The following is a 23,990-nucleotide window of genomic DNA, read 5'->3' as shown; positions in this document are numbered from 1 at the left end:
ATGAATTGGAAACAAAATTAATCAATATCCTTAATCTTAAATCCATCTTTGATTAAACAAACCGATTAAAAAATGGTTGCCATTCCAAATATCATTCCGATTCTGTGGATAAAATTTTTTATCATTTTTTTGCTGCTGATTATCCTTTGGTTTGAAGAAAATATTCCAAAACAACCAACAATTATGGAAAAGAAAACGATTGAATGCGATTTTTTATAAGGCTGATTTAGCTTGTTTTATTCTTTCCAAAGCTTCCAAAACTAACGATCTGGGGCAGGCTACATTCATTCTCATAAAACCTTCACCACCCTGGCCAAATACCCGACCATCATTGAGACCGACTTTTGCTTTCTGGACAAAAAATTCTTTTAGGGCGTCACCTTCAAACATCATTTTGCGGCAATCGAGCCAGATCATATAAGTGGATTCTGGCATAACAGGTGAAATCTCAGGCAGGTTCGTTTTACAAAAATCCACTACCAGCTTTATATTTTCCTGAATATAATCAATTAATTGTCCGAGCCACTCATTACCCCAATTGTACGCAGATTCGAGAGCAATAGTGCCCATTAGGTTGCCCATACCAAGGTGTAATTCGTCGTTGACCGTGCGGTTGTATCGTTCCAGAAGCGTTTTGTTTGGAATGATAAGGTAAGAAGTAGATAGCCCGGCAAGGTTGAATGTTTTTGAAGGTGCATTGCAGGTGATGGTTTGCTGAGCAATGGCTTCGGATATCAAAGCCAATGGAATATGCTTGTGCGGTGGAAAAATCAGATCAGAATGGATTTCGTCAGAAATTATCAGGATGTTGTGCTCAAGACAAATTTCACCCAATTCCATAAGTTCGTGCTTTGTCCAGACACTACCTCCCGGGTTGTGGGGATGGCTGATGATCATCATTTTAGCACCTTTAGCCTTCTTTCTTAAGTCCTCAAAATCCATGTAAAGTCTGCCATTGTTCAATTTCAGAGGATTATCAACCCTTATTCGTCCATTGTTGTCCACTGCCGAAAAAAACGGGAAATACACCGGTGGTTGCACAATGATCCTATCCCCGGGCTGTGTAAAAGCCAATACCAGCATGTTGATAGCCGGTACCACACCCGGGCTGAAACTGATCCAGTTGGGATTGATCTTCCAGTTGTGCCTTGTTTTCATCCAATTGGCTATTGCCCCGGTGAAACTTTTTGAGCGAATGGAATATCCAAGGATTTCATGATCCAGCCTCCTTTTCAGTGCTTCGATGATGAAATCAGGCGTTCGGAAATCCATATCGGCCACCCACATCGGGATCACATCTTCGGTCCCGAAATAGAGCCTGCGTAAATCATATTTCACGCAATCAGTATTTGCCCGGGGAATGATTTCATCAAAGTTGTATTGCTTCATTCCTAATTCCATTTTTTTTGTCTCACAAACATCATTCTGAACCAGATAAATAAATCAATAAACATGAGAAGAATCTCAAGAAAGGGTGATAACATCAACAATTTCTTTTCAAAAAGTTTCTTTTGAGCATTTCCGAAAATAATGAGTTGACTGACCAGCCGGAGCAGAAATAGTCCAACTACAAATGGCCAATGAAGATTCAAGATGAGCAATAACACAAAGAGCAGATAAAAAAGAAATGTTGAAGTTGAAAACAGTGAGATGACAATCCGGTGCCAGAATTTGAAATGACTACGGGTAGAAAGTCGGGTCTTTTCGTTGCTCAACCACTGGGAAAAAGACATCGGTTTGGTGTATTCCACCATACTGGCCAGGCTTGTCTGAACCTGTACATTTGTACTTGTGGCTGCTTTGTTTATAAAAAGCTCGTCATCGCCTGCATTGATTGTATAATGAGAACTGAATCCATTTTGATTGTAGAACAGGGTTTTCCTGTATGAAAGGTTTCTTCCGATGCCTTTGAAAGTGCTCCGTGCCAATGCCATCGAAAGATAGAGCAGGCCGTCGTAGAATGCTGCAAAGCGGAACCAGAGGTTAATTTTTGAAAGGGTATGGAAGGTGGAATAACCCACTACAATTTCGGTGTGATCGCCATATACTGCAACTATTTCGCTGATCCAACGGCTGCTTATCGGCCGGCAACGGATATCAGTCAATAAAAGGATGTCGTGTTTCCCCGACTTTATGCCAATCGAAAGTGGAAACTTCCGTCCTTTGAACCAATTGAGACTTTGCTTCATCTCCACAATTCTCAAATGGGAATATTGTTCTGAAAATCTATCTAAAAGCTCGTCGCTCCCGTCTTCCGAATTTTCATTCACTACTACAACTTCATAATTTGGATAGTCCTGGTTTAATATCTCGGGCAGGTTCTTGCGCAAGTCTTCGTATTGATTGTTAGCTACGATGATTACCGAAACTGGAGGCTTGTCTTCCCTTTTTAATGTTTGTTTAGCAAAGGCCAGTCTGCTAAAAAAAATCCAGAAATAAAACAACTGAATAATCAGCACAAAAAGGAATGTAAAAAAGAGAGCAGCAAACGAAATGTTTTGAAGAATGCTTTGATAGAGTGCTTCAATCATACCTATGATTTGATAAAGCGGCAAAATTAGCATTCCCCGCTCAACCATTCAGTGTTGGTTAATAAATTCTGAAAACCGTTAGTAAAACTTATAGCTGATACCCGTAAACCAGGAAAAGGAATACGGATGTGCACTCAGTTTACTGTCCTGATTGACAGGACTCAATGAGTACTTGAAGGCAGGATCAAGATTAACGGAAACTTTTTCAGAGATAGAATATTCAAAGCCAAAACCAACTAAACTGTTGAGGATCATTGGATTAATATTTTCCACAACTCCGGTTTGCAGCTTAACTCCATCATCTTCAAAATAGGAACGATTGTTAATAAGAATACCAGGACTTAATCCTCCTTTCAGATGAATTGAAAACCTCTGATCTGTCAACTTATACTGCATGATGAAAGGCACTTCAAAATAGTCAAGATTCTGGACAAATGTACCCGAAACTGTATATCCACCAGGTATGGTGTCTTTAATAGATGCCTGCTGTTCAACCATTACCGATTCGAATTTCTTTGGATTAATCGTCACTGTACCTGCGGATGTAGCCAGCTTGTACATCCCGCTGGAGCCGGGAACAGCAATGGCGAGCACCTCGTTGTTTTCCTGCCCGGTTCTCGAAACATACATGCCGGATCCAAGGCTCCACCGGTTACTGAATTTATAATCGAGACTAATCCCGGCAGCCACTGTAAGAATGCCATTTTCAACGTCATCAAAATACTCCTGAGCCACTGGATCACCGGTTGTTTCGTAACCGCTCCCACTCAGCGCACGGTATGAATAAAGGGGTGAAATTCTGCCACCAATACTCCAATTGGAGGATGAATTTTTACTTTTAGCATTATCCGGTTCAAATCTATACAGGTCTTCAGCTACCAGGAGTTGCTGCAGAAAAGCAGGATCTTCAAATAATTTATTTACCGGAAACGAAACATCATTAGCCTGCACTTCTATCTGTTTGGGGTCAATAGGAGAAATTTCAGCGTTAAAAGTTTCATCATGATTACCATTTTGTTCTTTAGATGTAACTACTGCCATTTCTTCTTCAACAGGCGTGGAAACTTCTTCTAATTCTAAATCAGTTTGAACGGGCTCATTATTTAAAGTCAACTGTTGATTGGATGGGACTTTTTCAGGGTGAATGGATTTATTTTCAGGTTTCGTTTGCCTTACATTTTCAGGAGCGGATTGGTTAATTTCATTGGTTGTGACCAAATTTTCAGAAATTTCATCATGTTCATCAGTGGAAATGATTTCCCTGTCAACATCCGTGGCTGTAGCATCGGGTTTATTTTGTTTAGCCGGTGTAGATGAGGTAAATTGCCGGATTCCGGATTTTTGATAATCTGACAAAAAATACCCAGCTGAAAAAGTGATCAGCAGCAGCAGAACGGCAGCCACCGAACGCCAGATCCATACAGGTCGGGTTTGGCCACTTTTGTGCAGCTCACCATGAAGCCGTTCCCATGCATCGGCAGGGGCTTTAGCCTTGTGGCCTAAAAGGTAGTCCTTAAATAGCTTGTCAATATTATAATTCTTGTCAGACATTCATTTGTTTGGATGAAACATAAAAATAAGCTTTGACTTTTTGCTGCAAAATCCCCCTGGCACGTGCAAGGTTGGATTTGGAAGTTCCTTCGGAAATATTTAGCTTTTCGGAAATCTCCTTGTGCGATAATCCTTCGAGAGCATACAAGTTGAACACCATGCGGTATTGGGGTGTAAGCTCCTGGATCAGGCTGATCAGGTCGTCGGCTGTAATGTTGCTGATGATGTCTTCGCGGTCAATGTTGTCAGCAATTTCGAGATGCTGATCATCAAGGAGGTACAACGGGTTTTTCTTCCGGTATTTTTCCAATGCTGTATTCACCAGAATCCTTCTGATCCAGCCTTTAAATGAACCTTCTCCCTTAAAGCTTTTAATATTTTGAAAAACTTTAAGAAAACCTTCGTGCAATGTATCCTCGGCATCGGAGCGATTTGGCGAATAATAGAGACAAACGCCAAACATTTCATCAGCAAAATGGTTGAACAATTCCTGCTGTGCCTTACTCTTGCCTTTGATGCATTCTTCGATGATTTTTTGCTGATCCAAAACGCAATGGAATTTCTGATTTCCAAATTTAAGTCAAAACATTCAAAGAACGCTCGTAAAAGTTTAATATTAGACGTCTATTTAAAAAATATGGTTGCGTTGATACTTAATTTGATAGAAAGAAGAGTTGGTTTTTCCCATCGACTTAGTCTCCGCCACAAAACTACTCATGTAGAAAATCATTGCTGACCCCAACCCTCCCAAAGTCTCGGGATAAATTCCTGGAGCCTGATTTTCAACGTTTTCCCTTTTACCAAAGGCATCCTCCAAAGGTTCAAAGAACTCCTTTGGAGAATCCTTCGGACCTTTGGGAAGGGATCAAGGGTTTAAAAACGTTGAAAATCAAAGTGAAAGACTTATGAGACAGCCTGGGGGTAAAAAAATCAATGAAAATCTATTTTCGGGAGTTTTCAGGCGGAGACGATTTAAAAAAGATTGGAGTAAACGCAACCAATTTTCCGGTTGCTTCATCTTATTATCAAACAAAATTTAAATCTCAATGGAAAGTATCAGAAATCTGCTTTTGGTTATCAGTAATAGTGAGAAGGTGAATGTAAACTCAAAAGCATCCTTTTACGTTTTGCTGGCTGCCTTCATCATCCTGCTGATTGCGACCGAGAGTATCATCAAGCAAACATTCGTTCCGTTATAATATTAGGAGTAGTTTTTTTCATGGTATTAACTTTGAGTTAATGGATTGGTTTGATTTTGAAAAGACGAGCCGCAGACTTAAAAATCTGCGGCTTAATTTTTTTAATGACGCGGAATATTTTTTCGATAGACAAAAAAAGGCAACCACTTCAGGCTGCCTTTTTTAATGATAAATCTGTCGGGGTTATTTAATAACTCCCAATTCTTTACCAACTTTTATAAAAGCGTTGATTGCTGTGTCGAGGTGTTTCCTGTCATGACCTGCTGAAAGTTGAACCCTGATGCGAGCCTGGTCTTTTGGAACAACCGGGTAGTAGAACCCGATCACATAAATTCCTTCTTCAAGCAGTTTGGATGCCATTACCTGTGAAAGTTTGGCATCGTAAAGCATTACAGCGCAAATGGCTGATTTAGTGGGTTTAATATCAAAACCGGCGGCTTTCATTTTTGTCATGAAATAGTCGGTGTTGGCGTGCAGTTTATCCTGTAGTTCGTGTGTTTCGGCCATCATATCGAACATCTTGATTCCGGCACTTACTACAGAAGGAGGAATGGAGTTGGAGAACAGGTAAGGACGCGAGCGCTGGCGCAGTAACTCAATGATTTCTTTTCTCCCGGTTGTGAAACCTCCAATAGCGCCGCCGAAGGCTTTTCCCAATGTTCCGGTTATAATGTCCACTTCTCCGCGAACATTAAACAATTCAGTTACCCCACGGCCGGTTTCGCCTACAACACCAGCTGAGTGGCACTCGTCAACCATCACCATGGCATCATATTTTTTGCATAATGCAACTATTTTATCCATAGGAGCAACATTGCCGTCCATCGAAAAGACCCCATCGGTTACAACTATTTTAAAGCGGCAATCTTTTGCAGCAATCAGTTGAGCTTCGAGATCGGCCATATCGGCATTTTGATAACGGAAACGCTGAGCTTTGCAAAGTCTGACGCCATCAATGATTGATGCATGATTGAGCGAATCGGAAATGATGGCATCCTGTTCGCCAAGCAGTGGTTCAAACACACCTCCGTTTGCATCAAAACATGCAGCATATAGGATAGTATCTTCGGTGCCGAAAAACTCGGCAATTTTTGCTTCAAGGGTTTTGTGAAGATCGGTTGTACCACAGATAAAGCGAACTGACGACATTCCGTAGCCGTGGGTGTCGAGTGCTTCTTTACCGGCTGCTACCAAGGCAGGATGGTTGGATAATCCCAGGTAATTGTTGGCGCAGAAATTTAAAACTTCCTGACCTGTGTCAAGCCTGATTTCGGCTTGCTGCGGTGATACAATAATCCGTTCTTTTTTGAAAAGGCCGGCTTCCCGAATATCGGTGAGCTCTTTTTGCAGATGATCTTTAATTTTCCCGTACATTTTTACTGTGTTTTAGAGTGTTTAAAAACAATTTGTTCTTTTTTTAACAGGCGACAAATGTAGTGCTTTCTTTTATTTTGGGATGCGATCGCCTCACGATTTTTTTGGTTTTAACCCACTCTAAAAGAAAAAATTATACTTTTGCCGCCTAACTTGTTATTTAATTAACACAAAACTAATTTTTTAATCTTTATGAAAAATATTCTTGTTATCGGATCAGTAGGACAGATAGGTTCGGAATTGACCATGGAGCTTCGCAAAAGGTATGGTAACGATCACGTTGTGGCCGGGTATCGCAAAACAGCCCCTTCGCCGGAACTTGCCGAAAGTGGCCCATTGGAAATTGTGGATGCAACTGATGTTGACCGTATTGTGGAAGTAGTAAAAAAATACAAAATTGATACGATCTATAACCTTGCAGCATTACTCTCTGCGGTTGCTGAGAGAAATCCACAGGCCGCATGGAACGTAGGTGTTAACGGCGCTTACAATGTTTTGGAAGTGGCCCGTGAACACAATTGCGCCGTATTTTTCCCCAGTTCAATCGGCGCCTTTGGTTCGAGTACTCCACTCGACAATACACCACAGGATACCATACAACGACCCAGTACAATGTATGGCGTAACAAAAGTAGCTGCCGAACTACTGAGTGATTATTACTTTAAACGCTTTGGCGTTGACACAAGAGGAGTTCGCTATCCGGGAATTATTTCCAACCTCACTCTTCCGGGGGGAGGTACTACAGATTACGCTGTAGAAATTTATTACGCAGCGGTTAAAGAAGGTCATTTCACCTGCCCGTTACCAAAAGGGACATTCCTTGATATGATGTACATGCCCGATGCACTGGATGCTGCCATCGACCTGATGGAAGCCGATGCTTCGAAACTTAAACACAGAAACTGTTTCAATATCACAGCCATGAGTTTTGACCCGGAAATTCTTTTCCATGCCATAAAAAAATACATGCCTGATTTCAAAATGGATTATGATGTTGACCCAGTTAAAAAAGGGATTGCCGATTCATGGCCAAATAAGATGGACGACACAGCAGCCCGCGAAGAATGGGGCTGGAACCCAAAATGGGAACTTGACAACATGACCCAGGATATGCTCAAGGTGATTAAAGAAAAACATGCAAAAGGGCTGATTTAGAACAACATAATATTTAATGAAAAACCGGAGGTCAAAAAAATGATTTCCGGTTTTTTTCTTCAATAAGAAAATGGAGTGATGGAGTATTGGTTAATTTTTAATGACAAGCCGGTCTATTAGCCTGACAAAGGTAAATTGAGCTACAGATTTTCTCTTCAAAACTCAGGCATGAAAATAAAAGTGGCCTTTTGATGGTTTTATTCAAAATTTGAATTGAAATGACAAACGAAATCACATCTCTTGAAGCAATCCAGGAAATGATCAGAAACGAAAAGGGAGTTGCGGTTTACTTTTACAATGATCGTTGTGCTCCTTGTGTAAGTCTCCGACCAAAGGTTCAGCAGTTGATTGATGAGGATTTTCCTGAAATGAAGCTGGTTTTTGTCAATTCCGAAACCAATCCTGCTTTTCCAGCCCATTTTGGCGTGTTTGCCAACCCCTGTATCCTGATTTTCTTTGAGGGCAAAGAATTCAACCGTTACAGCAAGTACATTTCAATCAACCAGTTAGGTGGTGACATCAGCAGGATTTATGAGATTGTTTTTTAAAGACCTGAAATGAATTTTTCTCTATAAAGTCCTGTTAACTAACGGGACTTTTTTTGTTTAATCCGGTAAAAGTAATTTCCAATAAATGAAAAGCCAAGTTGAGAAAAGATCATGAATCGCTTTTTTAACAAAACATTAACAATAATTTAGATACTTTAATAATTAATACTTGCCTTCCGTAATCTTAAGAGTGTAAATTTGCATCGGTTTAAAAGTTCCTGTCCATTAAATCCCCGACATTGAATTTTAGGGATTTAATCTGATGAACTTCCATTTACTTATTTGATGAATTAAAATTTAAATCAATATTAATCTTAAAAATCCATTACAATGAAAAAGTTCTTTACGCTTTCGATGCTGGCTTTATTCATGCTTGCAGCCACAGTAAATGATAACCTGTTTGCCAATGAGGGATTACCTCCTCAAAATAGAGAAGGTGAGTTAACCATCACGGGTTATGCTTATCTTGAAGCTCGTTTCAACCATGCGAACATTAAGATCAATTTTGTTCCTGTTTCGCCAAGCGCTGTCGCTGACAGTGTTTTAACCAATGCATTGGGTTATTTCGAGATCAACGACCTGATCCCTGGCGTTTACTCGGTGAGGATGAGCCGCCCGGGATTTCAAACCCCGTTGATCCATGAAAACCTTACCCTGATCGAAAATACAGACCTGGGTGAGACAACGCTGTATGATCTTGGAACCACGGTTTCGGGTAATGTGTCGGGGAACTGGAGCGGGTTCATGAGTGTTTCGGGTGATATTACCGTTCCCAACGGTGACTCGCTCATTATTGATCCGGGAACAGTCATCCGCTTTTTAGGCAATTATAATTTATTTGTGTATGGTTATCTCGCAGCAAATGGAGCTGAAGGCGATACGATTGTGTTCACTTCGGGTCCGGCAAATCAGGCTCAGGGTGTAAATCAATGGCAGCGCATCCGTTTTTATGATGCTGCCAATGACAACTCCTTTTTAAAGTACACAAAAGTTGAATATGCCAACGACGGAATCTTTTGTGAATGGGCCGGGCCGCAGGTTGAAAACAGCCTGATTCGCAGGCACGGGCGTTACGGATTTTATTTTGCCAACTCTTATAGTTCAACCATCAAAGACTCGGAAATCAGAAACTGCAGCGATGATGGGATTCACATGCAGGCTTCCTATGTAACGGCTGAGAATTGCACTATCTCCAATTTTGCCAACGAAGGTGTTTACATGAATAATTACTCTAAACTGACGATATCATCCTCAACAGTTTCTTATGGGCAGTCTGGAGTTTACCTCGAAAATAATTCAGATATTATTGCGGATGGATGTACTTTTTCTAACAATTCATCTCAGGGTGTATTTTTTAACACAAACTGGGGAAGAGGATATATTGCTAACAGCTCTTTCATTTCCAATACCAGGGGTGTTTATTTGTATCATCAAACACATCCACAGATCATTAATAACCTGTTCACTCAGAATAGTACTGGAATTGAGTATTACTATGACTGCGATGCTCTAGTTGAAGGGAATGAATTCAACAACAACCAGTATGGCATTGTTTTTAATACGTCAAGTCACTATTGCCAGACCACAATCACCAAAAACCTGATCGTTAACAACACAGTTGACGGAATACACAAAAACAGTTACAACTGGGGCCCCGCCGAGACAAACCCAACCATCACTTACAATACCGTTTCAAACAATGGACGGCATGGAATTTATAATGACATGCCAGGAACTGAGATCATAACTAACAATATCATTTCCAATAATGGTCAATGGGGAATTTTTACCAATATAGCAGTTGAGACGTTTGAAAACAACAATGTTTATGGTAATACTTCAGGTGCTATTAATAACCTGGCACACTTTCCTGCTGCCACCTGGAATTTCCTTTCCCTTAATCCGAATAACAACGCCACCTGCGACATCTACCGTAACATAAACGAGGATCCATTGTTTGTGGGAATTGAGCCTCAAAGTTTTGGCCTGCAGAACGGGTCAAAATGTATTAACGGAGGTGCAGAAGGGGCAACTGATCCTGATGGCTCGGTTTCGGATATTGGTGCATTCCCTTTCGAATTGGGCAATCCACACATGGTTTTTACTACAGGGTATGATAATCAGCAGGTTTCTCTCGAATGGGAGCCGGTTGCCAATGATTCACTTGTCAGCTATAAAGTGTATTATAAAGAAGCTGAAGCAGAAAATGGTTACACACTTTTTGGTAGTACAGCCAATACATCGATCGATGTTACCGGTTTGACAAATAACACCTTGTATGATTTTACCGTTACAGGAAATTATCCCAGTTATGAATCCCAATACGCACCTAAAGTAAGCGAGAAGCCGGGCGTGGCAACCTTTGATTATGATCCGGGCTCATTTAGTGTTTTGATCCCGGCAGGACAACCAAGTAAGAATGAGAATTTCGAAATCACTAACAGTGGTTCAAGAGACCTTAATATGCAGTTTGCCGAAGGGAATCCAAGTCCGGCATTTGCCTATTTTGATGGCAGTGGCGATTTTATCAGCTATGGTCATCAGAATCATTTACACGGGATGAGTGCATTGACAATGGAGTGTTGGATTTATCGCCAGGGCAGTGGCCATTTTGAATTTTTTGGGAAAAATTACCGTAACTATCAATTGGTAATTGATGGTAGTCAACGTGTTTATTTCTATAAAGGTTATGGAACAATTAGTAGTAGCAGTTACCAGGGTTGGTCAACAAATCAGACAATTAATGCCAACCAATGGTATCATGTGGCTTTGACCTGGGAAGGCAACACCCTGAAATTATATGTTAATGGTGAGTTTGTCTGGTCGGCTACAGATGCAGTTTCCAGCCCGATACCCGATTTTCATCTTTACGCTTTTGAATTTGGCAGAAGAGCCGGAGAGAATGTTTATTATATGAATGGCAGGTTGGCAGAAGCCAGGCTTTGGAATGTAGCACGTACTCAGGATGAGATTAAAAATTCGATGTATTCTTCTCTTCTTGGAAATGAATCCGGACTAATCGGATACTGGCCATTACAAGATGATTTTAACGATTATTCTCAGTATGGCATAACGGGGACTCCCGTTGGTGAGGTAAACCTTCAATCATCAGGTGCACTTCCTTTTACATTATTTACTGTACCCCAGACCAGCTATCAAATTGCCCCCGGGCAAACGGAGGTGATTCCAATAACTTTCGTCAACCGGACAGATATGACTTCCAGATATTTTACCTCAAAGCTTTTCTCAGATGATCTTGATAAGCAAGAGGTGGATTTGGAATTTTTTGTTCAATATGGCGAAACCGTTCCTGCAACTCCTGTTTACTTTACCCCGGTAGCTGAAACAGGCAAGCCTTATACAATCGTAATCAAAGATGCTAAGATTGATGGAGTGACGATCCAGGTGGGCGATGAAATCGGTGTTTTTGATGGCGAACTTTGCGTTGGAGCGGGTATTTTTAACGGAACTTTCAATTTTGCTTTCACAGCATGGGAAAGTGATGCCGGCCAGAGTTTACCGGGTTTTACTCCGGGAAATCCCATGTCGTTCAGATTGTACGATACTTCAGCCGATCTTGAGACCAACGAAGCGGAAGAAACCTGGTTTATCGGAGATGATACATTTGGCCATGGCGCTTTTTCTGTGGTTGCGCTTGAAGCATCGGTGTTCAACATTCAGAGTGTTGCAGTAACAAGTGGTCAGTTCAACCTCGTTTCGTTCAACCTGTTCCCAAGATATGCCAATGCATGGACGGTATTCGGAGGGATGGAGGGATTGCAGATTGTTTACAATGACGAGGGTCAGGTGGTGATCCCCGGTTACAACATCAATACTATAGGTGACATCAATTTTCTTGATGGATTCTATCTATATAGTGATCAAAACGAAACTATTGACTACGAAGGAACCTATATCCGCATTGAAGACTGGGACATTACCGTTGAGCCCAATAAATGGAATTATATCTCAGTGTTAAGCCGTACTCCGGTTGCAGTAACGGATGTTTTTGCCGGACTGGAGGATGAAATCAGCATCGTTCAGGCCGCTTCAGGTGCTTCATGGATTCCTTCACAAAGCATCAACACCATTGGCAACATGCAGCCTGGCCTGGGTTACAAAATTGCGCTGTCAGGAGCTGCTCCGATGACTTTTAATTATCCGCCAGCTGGTTCCAAGTCAGGCGTTGTTCAGGAATCGGGAAAAAGAAAACTGCCCGTTCTGACAGAATCCGGTGTATTTAATTATATTGAAACCGGTTTACCCTACGCAGTTGTTGTGACGCTCAAATCGCTGCAGGAATCACCCTACAACCTGGAATTGGGAGACGAGATTGGGTTGTTTGATGGGAATCTGTGTGTTGGTTCGGCCATTTATGATGGTAACGAGCACCTGATGATTACTGCCTGGCAGAAAGATGAGGGCCAGAATCTGACCGGATTTACCGCCGGTAATCTGATGTCAGCCCAGGTTTATCGTCAAAGCAATGGTGCGGCCACGAAGCATGTGCTGAAAAAGTTTTCCGGTGCAAAACCCTATTTTGGTGAAGGAAACTATGCTACAGTTGTGCTTGAGGTGATCCCGTCAGTTGAAGAACCCTTCAACTTTGATGTTCTCCCCAATCCATTTAAGGATGCAACTGCTGTTGTTCTTGAGCTTTTCAAAGAGGATTTGGTGAAGGTTAATATTTATGACAATACAGGTCGTTTGGTTAAAACTCTTGCCAATGATCAACTTCCTGCCGACACCTATCGCCTGAACTGGAATGGCACAGACCATTATGGTAAGAAGTTAAACCCGGGGGTTTACTTCATCATTGCAGAGACAACCGGTTCGGTGATTACTGAAAAAGTCATTATTCTGCAATAATCTGGTGATTATTGATGAATCAGCTTTTCACCGGTTTTTGATCGTTATTTGATAATTTTTTAAGCATCAAAACAACTTTGAATTATGGGAGCAAATCAATTTAACAAAAAATACGGACTGGCCAGATCAGTCTTGCTGATGATCCTTTTTGCAGGATCATTTTATAGCGTACAATCACAAAACTATGCCCTGACCTTTGACGGGAGCGGCGATTTTGTGAACTTTGGCAATCCGGCAGGGCTACAAATTACCGGTAGTCAAACCATCGAGATGTGGATTCATCCCTATTCCATGAACGCCCGTCGAAATCCTATTGCCAAGGCTTATGCCGGCGAGGGGACAATGACGCTGGAAACCGATGGAACCATCAGCTATTTTTATGGAACAGGCGGCGGAAACAACAGCCCTTACCAGGGTTTTTCCTCGCCTCCAATCCCAGTAAACGATTGGACCCACATTGCACTTGTCAGAGATTTATCGGCAATGAAATTGTATTGGTATTTTAATGGCGTGCAGGTGGCAGTAGCAGATGCTCAATATCCCAATGCACAGAGTGGAACTCTTCCATTTTATATCGGGAGGGGTTATGTGAGTGATTTTCACGGTATGCTCGATGAAGTGAGAATTTGGAATATTGCCAGAAGTGCCTCTGATATTGCTGCTTACAAAAATGCTGGTTTAACAGGAGCAGAAACCGGGTTGGCAGGCTATTGGCCATTTGATGAAGGCTCGGGAGCTACCATCGTTGATAACTCGCCCAACGTACACAATGGGACTGTGAATGGTAATACTGCCTTTATAGTTTCTTCTGCACCGGTGTTTCCATATACTCCCGGAGGGGAGCCTTTTGAACCGGTTCCTCCAACAGGGTTACCTTATAATATTGTGTTGGCTGAACTAAAGATCAATGGTGAAAACATACCTGTCGGAGCACAGATAGGTGTATTCGACGGTGAATTGTGCGTTGGCACAGCATTTTATGATGGATCGCCAAGCCAGAACCTCGTTGCATGGCAGGCTGATCCGGGACAAAATCTCGCTGGTTTTACACCCGGAAATCCAATGTCGTTTAAATACCATATGCCCTGGCATTCAGAGATCAGAAACTTTGATGCTACCAAAACCATGGTAAGGGGTGACGGTAATTTTGGATTTGTACCCTTCAGTGCGGTTAATCTCTCTGTGACAACGAATCTTGTTCCGGAAATCACGATTTCGGCAGAGATCATCAATTTCAATACGGTTGTAGTCAACCAGAGCCTGAGTCTGCCGCTCGCTTTCGAAAATAACGGAACAGCAATTTTGTCCATTACTTCAATTCAAAATTCAAAACAGCAGTTTACCAGGTCAACCAATGCTCTCTTAATTGCTCCAGGGGAAAAGGACACACTTTGGATTACTTTTACACCGACTGCTGTAACCTCATACAGCGATTTGCTGACTTTTAACACAGACGTTCCTGATATGCCTTCAGTTTCAATCCCACTTTATGGAACAGGGCTTCCTCAGCCAACTCCTCAGATCGTGGTAACACCTTCGAGCCTCAACTTTGGAGGAATTGCCATGAACACAACGAAGACTATGATTTTCAATATTTTGAATCCCGGCAACGGAAATTTGTCCATCACCGGTATTGTATCCTCAAATGCTGTTTTTACGATTTTGGGGAGCACTTCATTTACGTTGGGTCAGGGTGAAAATACTAACGTAACCGTACTCTTTTCACCCACCCAACCGGGAGGATATTATGGACAACTTACTATTCAAAACAATGTACAGAATTATGTAATCCCTGTTTATGGTGTCGCTTCACAGGGGCATTTTACCAGTGTTGCGCCAACAGGCAAACCTTACATGATTTTAGCGCAGGAAATTGATATTGATGGATTTAGTCCCATTGTTGGGGATGAAATTGCTGTGTTTGACGATGAACTTTGTGTTGGGCTGGGGATTGCCGGTGGCGGAGGAAACAGCCTTCAGCTTAACGGATCCAATGGTTATGTGATCAACGATAATTCATCCGCTTTCGATCTGCAGCAGATGACCATTTCAGCCTGGGTGTTTTCTTCTAATTTCAACCAGAATGGATTTATTTTTGAAAAGGGGCCAGTGAATAGCCAATACTCATTATTTTTTGAAGGAGGCAACATCAATTTCAGGACCTATCCAACATCAGGAGGATATGATGATTTCTATGTAAATTGGTCATCCATTGGCATTCAGAATAATAAATGGAATCACATTACAGTCACCTACAATGGAGTACAAAAAGCGATTTATGTCAATGGACTGTTGAAGGCCTCCAAAGCCTTCAGCCAACCGCTCAGAACAGGTCAGGTTGGTCAGATCATTGGCGCATATGGCGGCAGCGGCGGACATTCCTATTTTTTCAATGGAAACATCGACGAAGTGAGGGTTTGGAGTAAAGCCAGGTCAGTATTTGAAATTCAGTCGGATATGAATCGACAATTGAACGGCAATGAGCCAAACCTGGTGGGCTACTGGAATTTCAACGATGGGAACTTTAACAATCTTGTGGCCGGATCCACTCTTTCGTACCTCGTTGGAAGTGCCAGTTTACTGGGACCACAGAATGGAGAAATTTTCAACAACATGCTGATCACGGCCTGGGAAAAAGACGATGCACTTGGCTTGCCGGGATTCACAGCGGGAAATCCGATGTCTTTCAAAGTATGGACTGAGATTTACGATAATTGGGTTGAAGTGGAAGCCGTACCTGAATACCTTATCGGAAATGGTACTTTTGGGTTTGGGCAGATGTCTGTTGTAAATCTTGAGGGAACTTCAGGTCTTGAACCTGATATCGTTGTGCCCATCGAAAATCTTTATGTCGGGCAGGTAACTGTCGGGTCAAGTGTGGTGAACAGTGTTGAGATTTCGAATCAGGGAAATGCACCTCTTCACTTTACTCTAAGTGATAATTCAGCAGCTTTTTCAACGAATATCAGCGGTGGTACAATAGCTCCGGCTGAGTCGGCAGAGTTTCAGGTTACATTCACACCGGCAACTGCGGGGGGCTATTCAGCAGTGTTGTTGATTCAAAGCAACGATCCGGATGAAACTGAGATACCGATCAGCCTCGAAGGATTTGCCCTTCCGGCTGGCGCTTCAAATATTGCCACTTCAGTTAGTCAGATGAATTTTGGAGGTGTAGAAATCGGTTCGCCTGAAACACATTCCATCATTGTTATTAACACCGGAACCTCGGCGCTCACGGTAAGCAATATCACCTTTAACAATGCTGCATTTACAGCAATTCCCACATCCTTTTCACTGCAAAACACCAACGACCAAATGGAAGTATTGGTCACTTTTCTGCCAGTCAGCAAAGGACTGTTTGATGCGATGATGACCATTAATTCTAATGCCCCACAAAAGCAGGTAAGTTTAATAGGTATTGGAATCGAAGATCATTTCAATACGGTTGATCCAACCGGATTACCTTACACGATCATTGTTCAAAGTACAAACCTGGCTCCGGGCGCCATCAAACCCGGGGATGAACTGGTGGTAATGGATAACGGGCAAAGTGTCGGATCGAATGCATTCTCATCTGCCGAAAAAGTACTGGGACTTGATGGTAATGGTGATTTTGTTGAAATACCTGATCACAGTAGTTTAGATTTGCCGGGTAACCAGCTGACAATTGAAGCATGGGTGAAAACCAATTCGTATGCAGGTGATTACAGGTGTATAATTGGTAAAATTGGATGGACAAATATAAGTGACTGGAGTTACAATTTTCACATAGCAGATAATGGCACGCTGCATTTCAATTTTGTAAACACCAGCGGAACCAGCTTCCCGGTCAACAGTCCTACCTCAATTTTGAATAACGTTTGGCACCATGTAGCGGCAACGTATGATGGCAGTCTTATCAGACTTTATATTAATGGTGATGAAGTGATTAACCTGCCCGCTTCAGGTAATTTAAGGCAAAACAATCAACCTGTTAAAATTGGAAGTTGGCATTCTGCCGATGCGAATTATTTTAATGGCAATCTGGACGAAATTCGCTTATGGAACTATGCCAGAACAGAAGAAGAAATTCAGACCGGTATGTACAGCTCTCTTTCAGGCAGCGAACCGGGGCTTGCCGGTTATTGGAATTTTAATTCAAATACGGCCAACGATATTTCCATAAATGGAAACCATGGAACGTTGACTGGTAATGCATCTATTGTTCCAGACTGGAGAGTAACCGATGAGCATACCATTATTGCCTGGCAACAGGATTTACCAAACGGTCTTCCCGGCTTTACCCCCGGAAACCCGATGTCGTTCAAACTTTGGACAGAAATCAATGGCTTCCCAACCGAACTTTCCGCCACCCCAACTTACGTTGTAGGCAACGGAAATTTTGGTTACGGACAATTTACCGTTGTTAACCTTGAGTTTGGTTTGCCGGAAATTTCGGTTGACCCGATGGAAATTTTTGTTGCTGTTGAAGAACCTGAATCAACGGACGTAACCTTAACAATTTCCAACAACGGGGTTGAAGCGCTTCAGTATAACATTCCCGATACTTATTCAAACGGAATGTTTACGGCAAGCTATTATTACAGCCCCGGAACAGGCGCCTCTCCTCCCATAGGACCTTTTATTTTTGAAACGGAAGACGAATTTATCGATAGCAACTGGGGTAGCGGCGGCCCTGGAAATGGTGTGGGCAGTGATGACTTCCAGGTGATCTGGACAGGGCTGATCTTAGCTGAAACCGCCGGCACTTACCAGTTCAGAAGTGTTACAGATGATGGTAAAAGACTTTATATAGATGGTCAGCTTATTATTGACCAGTGGTATGATATGGGAGGAGTAAGTCATAGTGGTTCGATCGTATTAACTCCCGGGTTGCACGAATTGGAATTCCAATTTTATGAAAATGGCGGAGGTGCTCAAGCTTATCTTTACTGGACACCGCCAGGGCAACCGGAAGCGCTTGTTCCGGCCGCAGATATCCAATGGATCGCACTTTCACCCTCCTCAGGAACGATTGCTCCGGGTGAATTTGCTGAAATCACTGTAACCTTTAATTCCGAAGGATTAAACGACGGCCTCTACGGGTTTGACCTGCTCATAAACAACAATACCCCCGGCAACTCGCCTGTTACTGTTCCCGTTTCGATGAACGTAACCGGCAATCCGCAGATCTCTTCCTCCGTGCCTGTAGTTGAATTTGGCCAGGTGGTAGTAAATGAAACTGGTGAGCAAACTTTCAACCTGAAAAATATCGGAACGAAGGATCTGATCATTACAGACATCAGTGTAGCCGGTGGTATTGCCAATGGTTTCAGCTATGCTCTCGGGAGCAAATCATTGCCGATAACCCTTCCACCCGGCCAATCCGTGCCGGTGGTGGTCGAATTTACACCGCTATTGCCCGGACAGGCCAATGACACACTTTTAGTGGAGTCGAATGCAGGAAATGCGGCCAGTTTTGAAGTGCCCTTATCAGGTTTGGGAATTACCCCTCCTGACATCTTCCTTGCTGAAACTTCGTTCAGTTTTACCCATCCATGTAATGATGAGCTGAATTCTTCCTTTACTATTGAAAATCAGGGAGAGGACATCCTTTCGGTATCGATCACGTCAGACAATACCTGGTTGGTAGCCAATCCTTTGCAGGCGACAGTTCCGGGTGGAGAAAGCACAACCATCAATGTCAATATTTCTACTTTCGATTTGTTTGCCGGAGTGCATGAAGCAATGCTTTCGATCCAGTCAAACGACCCGGACGAACCGATGGTACAAGTGATTTACACCCTGACCATCACCGGAGAACCAGTTATTGTCTGCAATGATTTTCTCAACCTTGGAACAGTAAACGTTGGAGAAACCTACGTTGGACAACTTACTGTGGCCAATGGTGGCTGCGATGATCTTGAAGTCTATTCGGTGAATCTTCAAAGTCAGTTTGCTGTGTTCTCAGTTGATAACTCCGGTTTCATTGTTCCTCCCGGAGACGCAGCCTTGTTAAATATTTCTTTTACCCCGCTTGCTTCCCAGCAGTATTCCGGTATTCTGACCATTAATTCCAATGATGCAGGGAATCCGGCTTTGCCTATCGTTGTGGCCGGGACAGGGGTTGAACCGCCAAAGATGTCGGTTTTCCCATTGGCTGTCAGTTCAACATTGCAGTCGGGTGATAGCGGGCAGGAATCGGTTGCAGTGCAGAATACCGGTGGTCTTGTCCTTGAATTTGATACAGAAGTTAATCCTGTGAACCCATACATGCTCCATCTGGATGGAAGCGGGGATTACATCAACGTAAACCATTCCGAATTACTCAATCCTTCCGATGCGCTGACACTCGAAGCTTGGGTTTATTTGTATGACAACACCAACGAATTTATCATTGGTAAAGAAAACTCAACAGAAGGGAAATACAGGTTTTATGTGAATAGCGGCAGCCGGTTTGAGTTCAAGCTCAACAACCAGTTTGTTGTTACTTCGAACCTCGTAGCTGCTAAAAACCAATGGTATCATGTGGCTGCAACGTTTGACGGAAGTACGATGCGTATTTTCGTGAACGGTAATCCCGAAGCAGAACAAACGTTCGCTCCGTTTACTATCCTTACAAACACAGATAATCTCAGGGTTGGCCGGTCTTACCAATTCAGTTATTTCAATGGCTTGGTTGATGAAATAAGGGTTTGGAACATAGCCAGAAACCAATCGGAAATACAGAGTGCGATGTCGCAGTCGCTTCTGGGGACTGAGCCTGAATTGCTGCTATATTTCCCGTTTATCAGTCCTACCGGGAATATTGTGACTGACGCTTCATCCAACAACCATAATGGGATTATGTTTGGTGACCCGGTTCGGCTCAATTCCACAGTTCCTTTTGATGATTATCTATCCGTGATCAATGGCAGTGGAAACCTTACTGCCGGTCAGCAGCAGGATGTCACCCTTGAACTGAACTCAGCCGGATTTTTTGCGGGAAATTACCAGCGTGAGATCACGGTCAACAGCAACGCCATCGATAATCCTGTTCAGACCGTTTCGCTGGACCTCGCCATTGAAGGGGAGGGAAATGTTGAAACGAATCCAACCCAGATACAGTTTGAAAATACGTTTATCGGGCTGAAAGATACTTTTGAGCTGGTCATTGCCAACAGCGGCGCCACAGCCAGTCTGATCTCAGGGATTTCCTTCAGCGCTCCTGTGTTTTACAGTCTGAATACTGTGAACAAAGTGTTTCCATTTTCGCAAAAATCGCTGCTGGTGGTTTTCGAGCCTGACATGGTGCAATTGTTTGAAGGGATGCTGACCATCACGGTTGAAGGAGGTAAATCAATAAATATTCAGGTTCCGTTATCCGGCCTTGGCGTTACCCCACCAATACCGGTTTTAAATCCACTTTTAGCCGAATTTGGGTCTGTGGTTGTCAATCATTCCGAATCCATCAGTTTTTCATTGGGGAATAATGGGACTTCGGCCTTGGAGGTTTATGGATTCAGCCTGACAAATGCTGCATTATTTAGCTCCACACTCCAGCCGCCGCAAACGATTGCTTTCGGTCAACAGGCGCAATTTGACGTCACTTTTACACCGGTGAATTATGATCCTGTAACCGCACAAATGATCCTTTCGACCAATATCGGTCAAATCATCATTCCTCTGAGTGGAGTCGGCATGCCTCCCGAACACGACCTGGCCATCACGGCTTTACTGTCGCCACAAAACGGCTGTGGTTTGTCTGAGGAAGAGGTGCTGTCGGTCACCGTGCACAATTTTGGAACGTTGCCCCAATCTGACTTTAATGTTGGTTTTACGGTGAACGGTGGAGCGCAGATCGTTGAAATGGTGAGCGGAACGCTGGCTTCAGGTCAATCATTAAACTACACGTTTAACCAAACGCTTAACTTTTTTGCCATCGGTAATTATACTCTCGAAGTGTCCACATTGCTTGGTAACGATCAGAATACAGGCAACGACACCCTGAACCAGGTAATTACCAATTTTCCATCAGTGGGAGTAGTTACCGGATTATTGCCGGCTGACGGCGCTTCCGGAGTAACTGAACCGGTTACTTTTTCATGGGCTGCCACTGCAAATGCAACTGCCTATGATCTTTATATCTGGAGAACTTCTCAGCAAAAGCCGGCAACCCCGACCGTTGCAGGGATTACAGGCACAAGCCATACTTATACCGAATACCTGAACAAGAATTACCTGTACAACTGGCAGATTACCGCACGCAATCAATGCTCGCAGAGCGAAAGTGCGGTGCATGTATTCTCTTTCAACGTGTTTTCGGATTTAACAGTTAACAGTGTTGTGGCGCCCGAGACAGCCAACTCTGGCGAATACATTGACATAATATTTACTGTGGCCAATACCGGTACAGGTGGAACGGGAATTATCCCGTGGAAAGATGACATTTATTTGTCGCTGACTTCAACTTTCGATCCGGTTACTGCTGTAAAAGTGGCATCCGTAAACAACAAAAACGCCCTCAACCAGGGACAGAGTTACATCAACACAGTGAACATCAAGCTGGCTGATTATCTTGAAGGGAGTTTCTATGTTTTTGTGGTTACCGACGCCAACAATATCATCCAGGAAACGGATGAAAACAATAACCTGCTGGGAACAGCAAGCCCTCTGGTTGTAAGTTTACCACCTTATCCTGATCTGACAGTAAGCAATATTCAGTCGTTAAGCGGAAATATTATTCCGGGTCAGCCCGTCACTATAGGCTGGAATGTCCTGAATATAGGTGATGCTCCGGGAGTTGGTGGCTGGAGTCAGCGTGTGGCGCTGATTTCGGGGTCGCAAACCCAGGTGCTTGGTTTTATTCAGAATACTGAAGTGATTGATCCGGCAGGTGTCATTGGGATGAGTACAAACTTCAACGTGTCAACCCAGTTGAACATGGAAGGAGATATCTTTATCCAGATCAGGCTGACACCCAATCCTGCTTTGGTTGAAAAACCAAACGGCGCAGCGAACAATACTGTGCTTTCGGATGAAACAGTAATACTTGAAAAACGCTTAACCATTTCCATTCCTCAGCCAACGCTGAACGAAAACTCAACATTCCCGCTGAATTGCATGGTTTACCGGAGTGGTGATATGAGCCAATCGTTGACATTGAATATGAGCGTCTCGGAGGAAAACAGGGTTACCATCCCATCCACACTCATTATTCCTGTTGGACAGGCCGGGGCCCCATTTAGCATTACAGCGATTAACAATGCAGTGATTGAGGGGAATATTGCCTTGCAGATTTTTGCAGATGCTCCCGGATATCCTACAGGCGCTGCAAACCTAACGATTGTTGATGATGAAACACCTTCGCTGGCAATAAGCCTGAGCATGACCGAAGCAAACGAAGGTGACATTTTCCAGTTGACCGTTACACGCGATCTGGTGACTGCAAACCCTTTGACAGTCACACTTTTTACAACCAGGCCTAATCAGATCACGCTGCCGGCAAACATTGTTATTCCGGCTGATGTGGCCTCGGCAACAATTGACATTCCGGTGGTGCAAAATGCCACACCTGAACTTACTGAAGATGTAGTAATCAATGCTACAGTTGCCGGTTATTTACCCTCGTCAGCCACCGTCACTATCCTGGATGACGATCTGCCACAAATCACCCTGACGCTGAATCCTGAAACAGTTTCTGAAGGTGGCGGCCCTTATGCTTCGTGGGGAACGGTGAGCCTTGACCAGCCAGCAAACGGAAACATTGTTGTGCTTATTTCATCTGATCCCTCGGGACAGTTGTTCTTCCCGTCTCAGGTAACTATTCCGAATGGCCAGTATCAGCAACAGTTCAATGTGGGTGCTGTTGATAATGGAATTTTGGATGGCGATCGCACGGTTGAAATTTCTGCTGCTGTTTACATTGCATCCTGTGGTTGCGGAGCACCTGCAGGAACCGGCGGAGCTGATACCAAAACCTTAACAATCCTTGATAATGACGGACCTTCGCTCTCAGTATCCGCCAATCCTTTCGTTGTTCCTGAAAATCTTGTCAATGCAGGTTTATTGACTATCACGCGAAACACCCTGGGCGGCGAAGCCATAACGGTTAACCTTCAACACAACAGTCCCGATGAGATTGATATACAGGAAACCGCCGTTATTCCTGAAGGCGCTACTTCGGTTAACGTTCCGTTTAATACAATTGACGATGGCATCGAAGATGGCGATCAGATTGTGACCATTACTGTCACTTCACAGGAATACAGTTCCGGCTCTTGTTGGATTATCGTAAGCGACCGGAATCTTCCGGATTACGTAGTCGGCAATATGACATTATCCCAAAACGAAATACTCATCAATGATCCGGTTCAGATGAGTTTCACCATTTCCAATGAAGGATTTGCCCTTGCCGGCGATGGAGCGGAGGTGAAGTTTTACCGATCCGATAACAATTCGCTTAGCGGTGATGACCTTCTCATCTCTACTCAGTACACAGGTTCCGTTCTAAACATTGGTGAATCATTGCAGATGAATTTCACCTACACACCCGACGATAAGGTGGGTGATTTCTTCATTATCGCCAATGTAAACGCCAATGGTGCTAAAGCCGAGTTGGTTGCGATCAACAATACAACCCAGGCAGTGCCACTTTCGATTGTTCCCGATTATACCGCCACTGTTACGGTTGATGGCGATGTTTTCAACGGTACCACACCCATTACCATTAACGGGGTTGTTGAAACGGTGGCAAAAAGTCCGGCGCCCGACAAAGCTGTGGATGTGTATGTTGTGGTGAATGG

Annotated in this window: 10 protein-coding genes; 5 read left to right on the top strand and 5 right to left on the bottom strand. The window is 43.3% G+C overall.

The window, feature by feature from the left end; translation table 11 throughout:
* Positions 1-213 precede the first annotated feature (213 nt).
* From IH598_07315 to IH598_07300, 4 genes are all read right to left on the bottom strand, one after another.
* Entirely contained in the window at positions 214-1,389 is a 1,176-nt protein-coding gene (locus IH598_07315; protein ID MBE0638311.1) for a putative C-S lyase, read from the bottom strand.
* 2 nt (positions 1,390-1,391) lie between these two features.
* A complete protein-coding gene (locus tag IH598_07310; GenBank protein ID MBE0638310.1) occupies positions 1,392-2,531 on the bottom strand; it encodes a glycosyltransferase in 1,140 nt (379 codons plus the stop codon).
* A gap of 78 nt (positions 2,532-2,609) precedes the next feature.
* Positions 2,610-4,082: an outer membrane beta-barrel protein gene (locus tag IH598_07305; GenBank protein MBE0638309.1), complete on the bottom strand. Its 1,473-nt coding sequence runs from the start codon at positions 4,080-4,082 to the stop codon at positions 2,610-2,612.
* Positions 4,075-4,629: a sigma-70 family RNA polymerase sigma factor gene (locus IH598_07300; protein ID MBE0638308.1), complete on the bottom strand. Its 555-nt coding sequence runs from the start codon at positions 4,627-4,629 to the stop codon at positions 4,075-4,077. Before IH598_07300 ends, IH598_07305 begins: the two co-directional genes overlap by 8 nt.
* Before the next feature lie 499 nt (positions 4,630-5,128).
* Between IH598_07300 and IH598_07295 the strand changes: the two genes are divergently transcribed.
* On the top strand, positions 5,129-5,281 hold the full coding sequence (locus tag IH598_07295; protein ID MBE0638307.1) for a hypothetical protein: 153 nt from the start codon (positions 5,129-5,131) through the stop codon (positions 5,279-5,281).
* Positions 5,282-5,464: 183 nt separating this feature from the next.
* Here the strand turns inward: IH598_07295 and kbl are convergent, their stop codons facing one another.
* Positions 5,465-6,655, bottom strand: coding sequence for a glycine C-acetyltransferase (gene kbl, locus IH598_07290; protein MBE0638306.1), 1,191 nt, complete (start codon positions 6,653-6,655; stop codon positions 5,465-5,467).
* A gap of 192 nt (positions 6,656-6,847) precedes the next feature.
* Between kbl and IH598_07285 the strand changes: the two genes are divergently transcribed.
* The 4 genes from IH598_07285 to IH598_07270 form a co-directional block, all read left to right on the top strand.
* Positions 6,848-7,810, top strand: coding sequence for an NAD-dependent epimerase/dehydratase family protein (locus IH598_07285; protein ID MBE0638305.1), 963 nt, complete (start codon positions 6,848-6,850; stop codon positions 7,808-7,810).
* Between the two features lie 218 nt (positions 7,811-8,028).
* Positions 8,029-8,358, top strand: coding sequence for a thioredoxin family protein (locus IH598_07280; GenBank protein ID MBE0638304.1), 330 nt, complete (start codon positions 8,029-8,031; stop codon positions 8,356-8,358).
* Between the two features lie 330 nt (positions 8,359-8,688).
* Complete coding sequence (locus IH598_07275) at positions 8,689-13,227, top strand: right-handed parallel beta-helix repeat-containing protein (protein MBE0638303.1); 4,539 nt, start codon at positions 8,689-8,691, stop codon at positions 13,225-13,227.
* Between the two features lie 84 nt (positions 13,228-13,311).
* On the top strand, positions 13,312-23,990 hold a 10,679-nt coding region (locus tag IH598_07270), incomplete at its 3' end, for a choice-of-anchor D domain-containing protein (protein MBE0638302.1).

This window comes from Bacteroidales bacterium (assembly GCA_014860585.1).
In the GTDB taxonomy this organism is placed as follows: domain Bacteria; phylum Bacteroidota; class Bacteroidia; order Bacteroidales; family 4484-276; genus RZYY01.
The sequence above is the reverse complement of the archived record's forward strand: the minus strand, read 5'-3'. Positions and strand labels throughout refer to the sequence as shown.

What these genes read in the sequence shown, in the direction of transcription:
- IH598_07315 (MBE0638311.1), bottom strand. Translation starts at nt 1,389, where the DNA reads ATGAAGCAATACAACTTTGATGAAATCATTCCCCGGGCAAATACTGAT.
- IH598_07310 (MBE0638310.1), bottom strand. Translation starts at nt 2,531, where the DNA reads ATGATTGAAGCACTCTATCAAAGCATTCTTCAAAACATTTCGTTTGCT.
- IH598_07305 (MBE0638309.1), bottom strand. Translation starts at nt 4,082, where the DNA reads ATGTCTGACAAGAATTATAATATTGACAAGCTATTTAAGGACTACCTT.
- IH598_07295 (MBE0638307.1), top strand. Translation starts at nt 5,129, where the DNA reads ATGGAAAGTATCAGAAATCTGCTTTTGGTTATCAGTAATAGTGAGAAG.
- kbl (MBE0638306.1), bottom strand. Translation starts at nt 6,655, where the DNA reads ATGTACGGGAAAATTAAAGATCATCTGCAAAAAGAGCTCACCGATATT.
- IH598_07285 (MBE0638305.1), top strand. Translation starts at nt 6,848, where the DNA reads ATGAAAAATATTCTTGTTATCGGATCAGTAGGACAGATAGGTTCGGAA.
- IH598_07280 (MBE0638304.1), top strand. Translation starts at nt 8,029, where the DNA reads ATGACAAACGAAATCACATCTCTTGAAGCAATCCAGGAAATGATCAGA.
- IH598_07275 (MBE0638303.1), top strand. Translation starts at nt 8,689, where the DNA reads ATGAAAAAGTTCTTTACGCTTTCGATGCTGGCTTTATTCATGCTTGCA.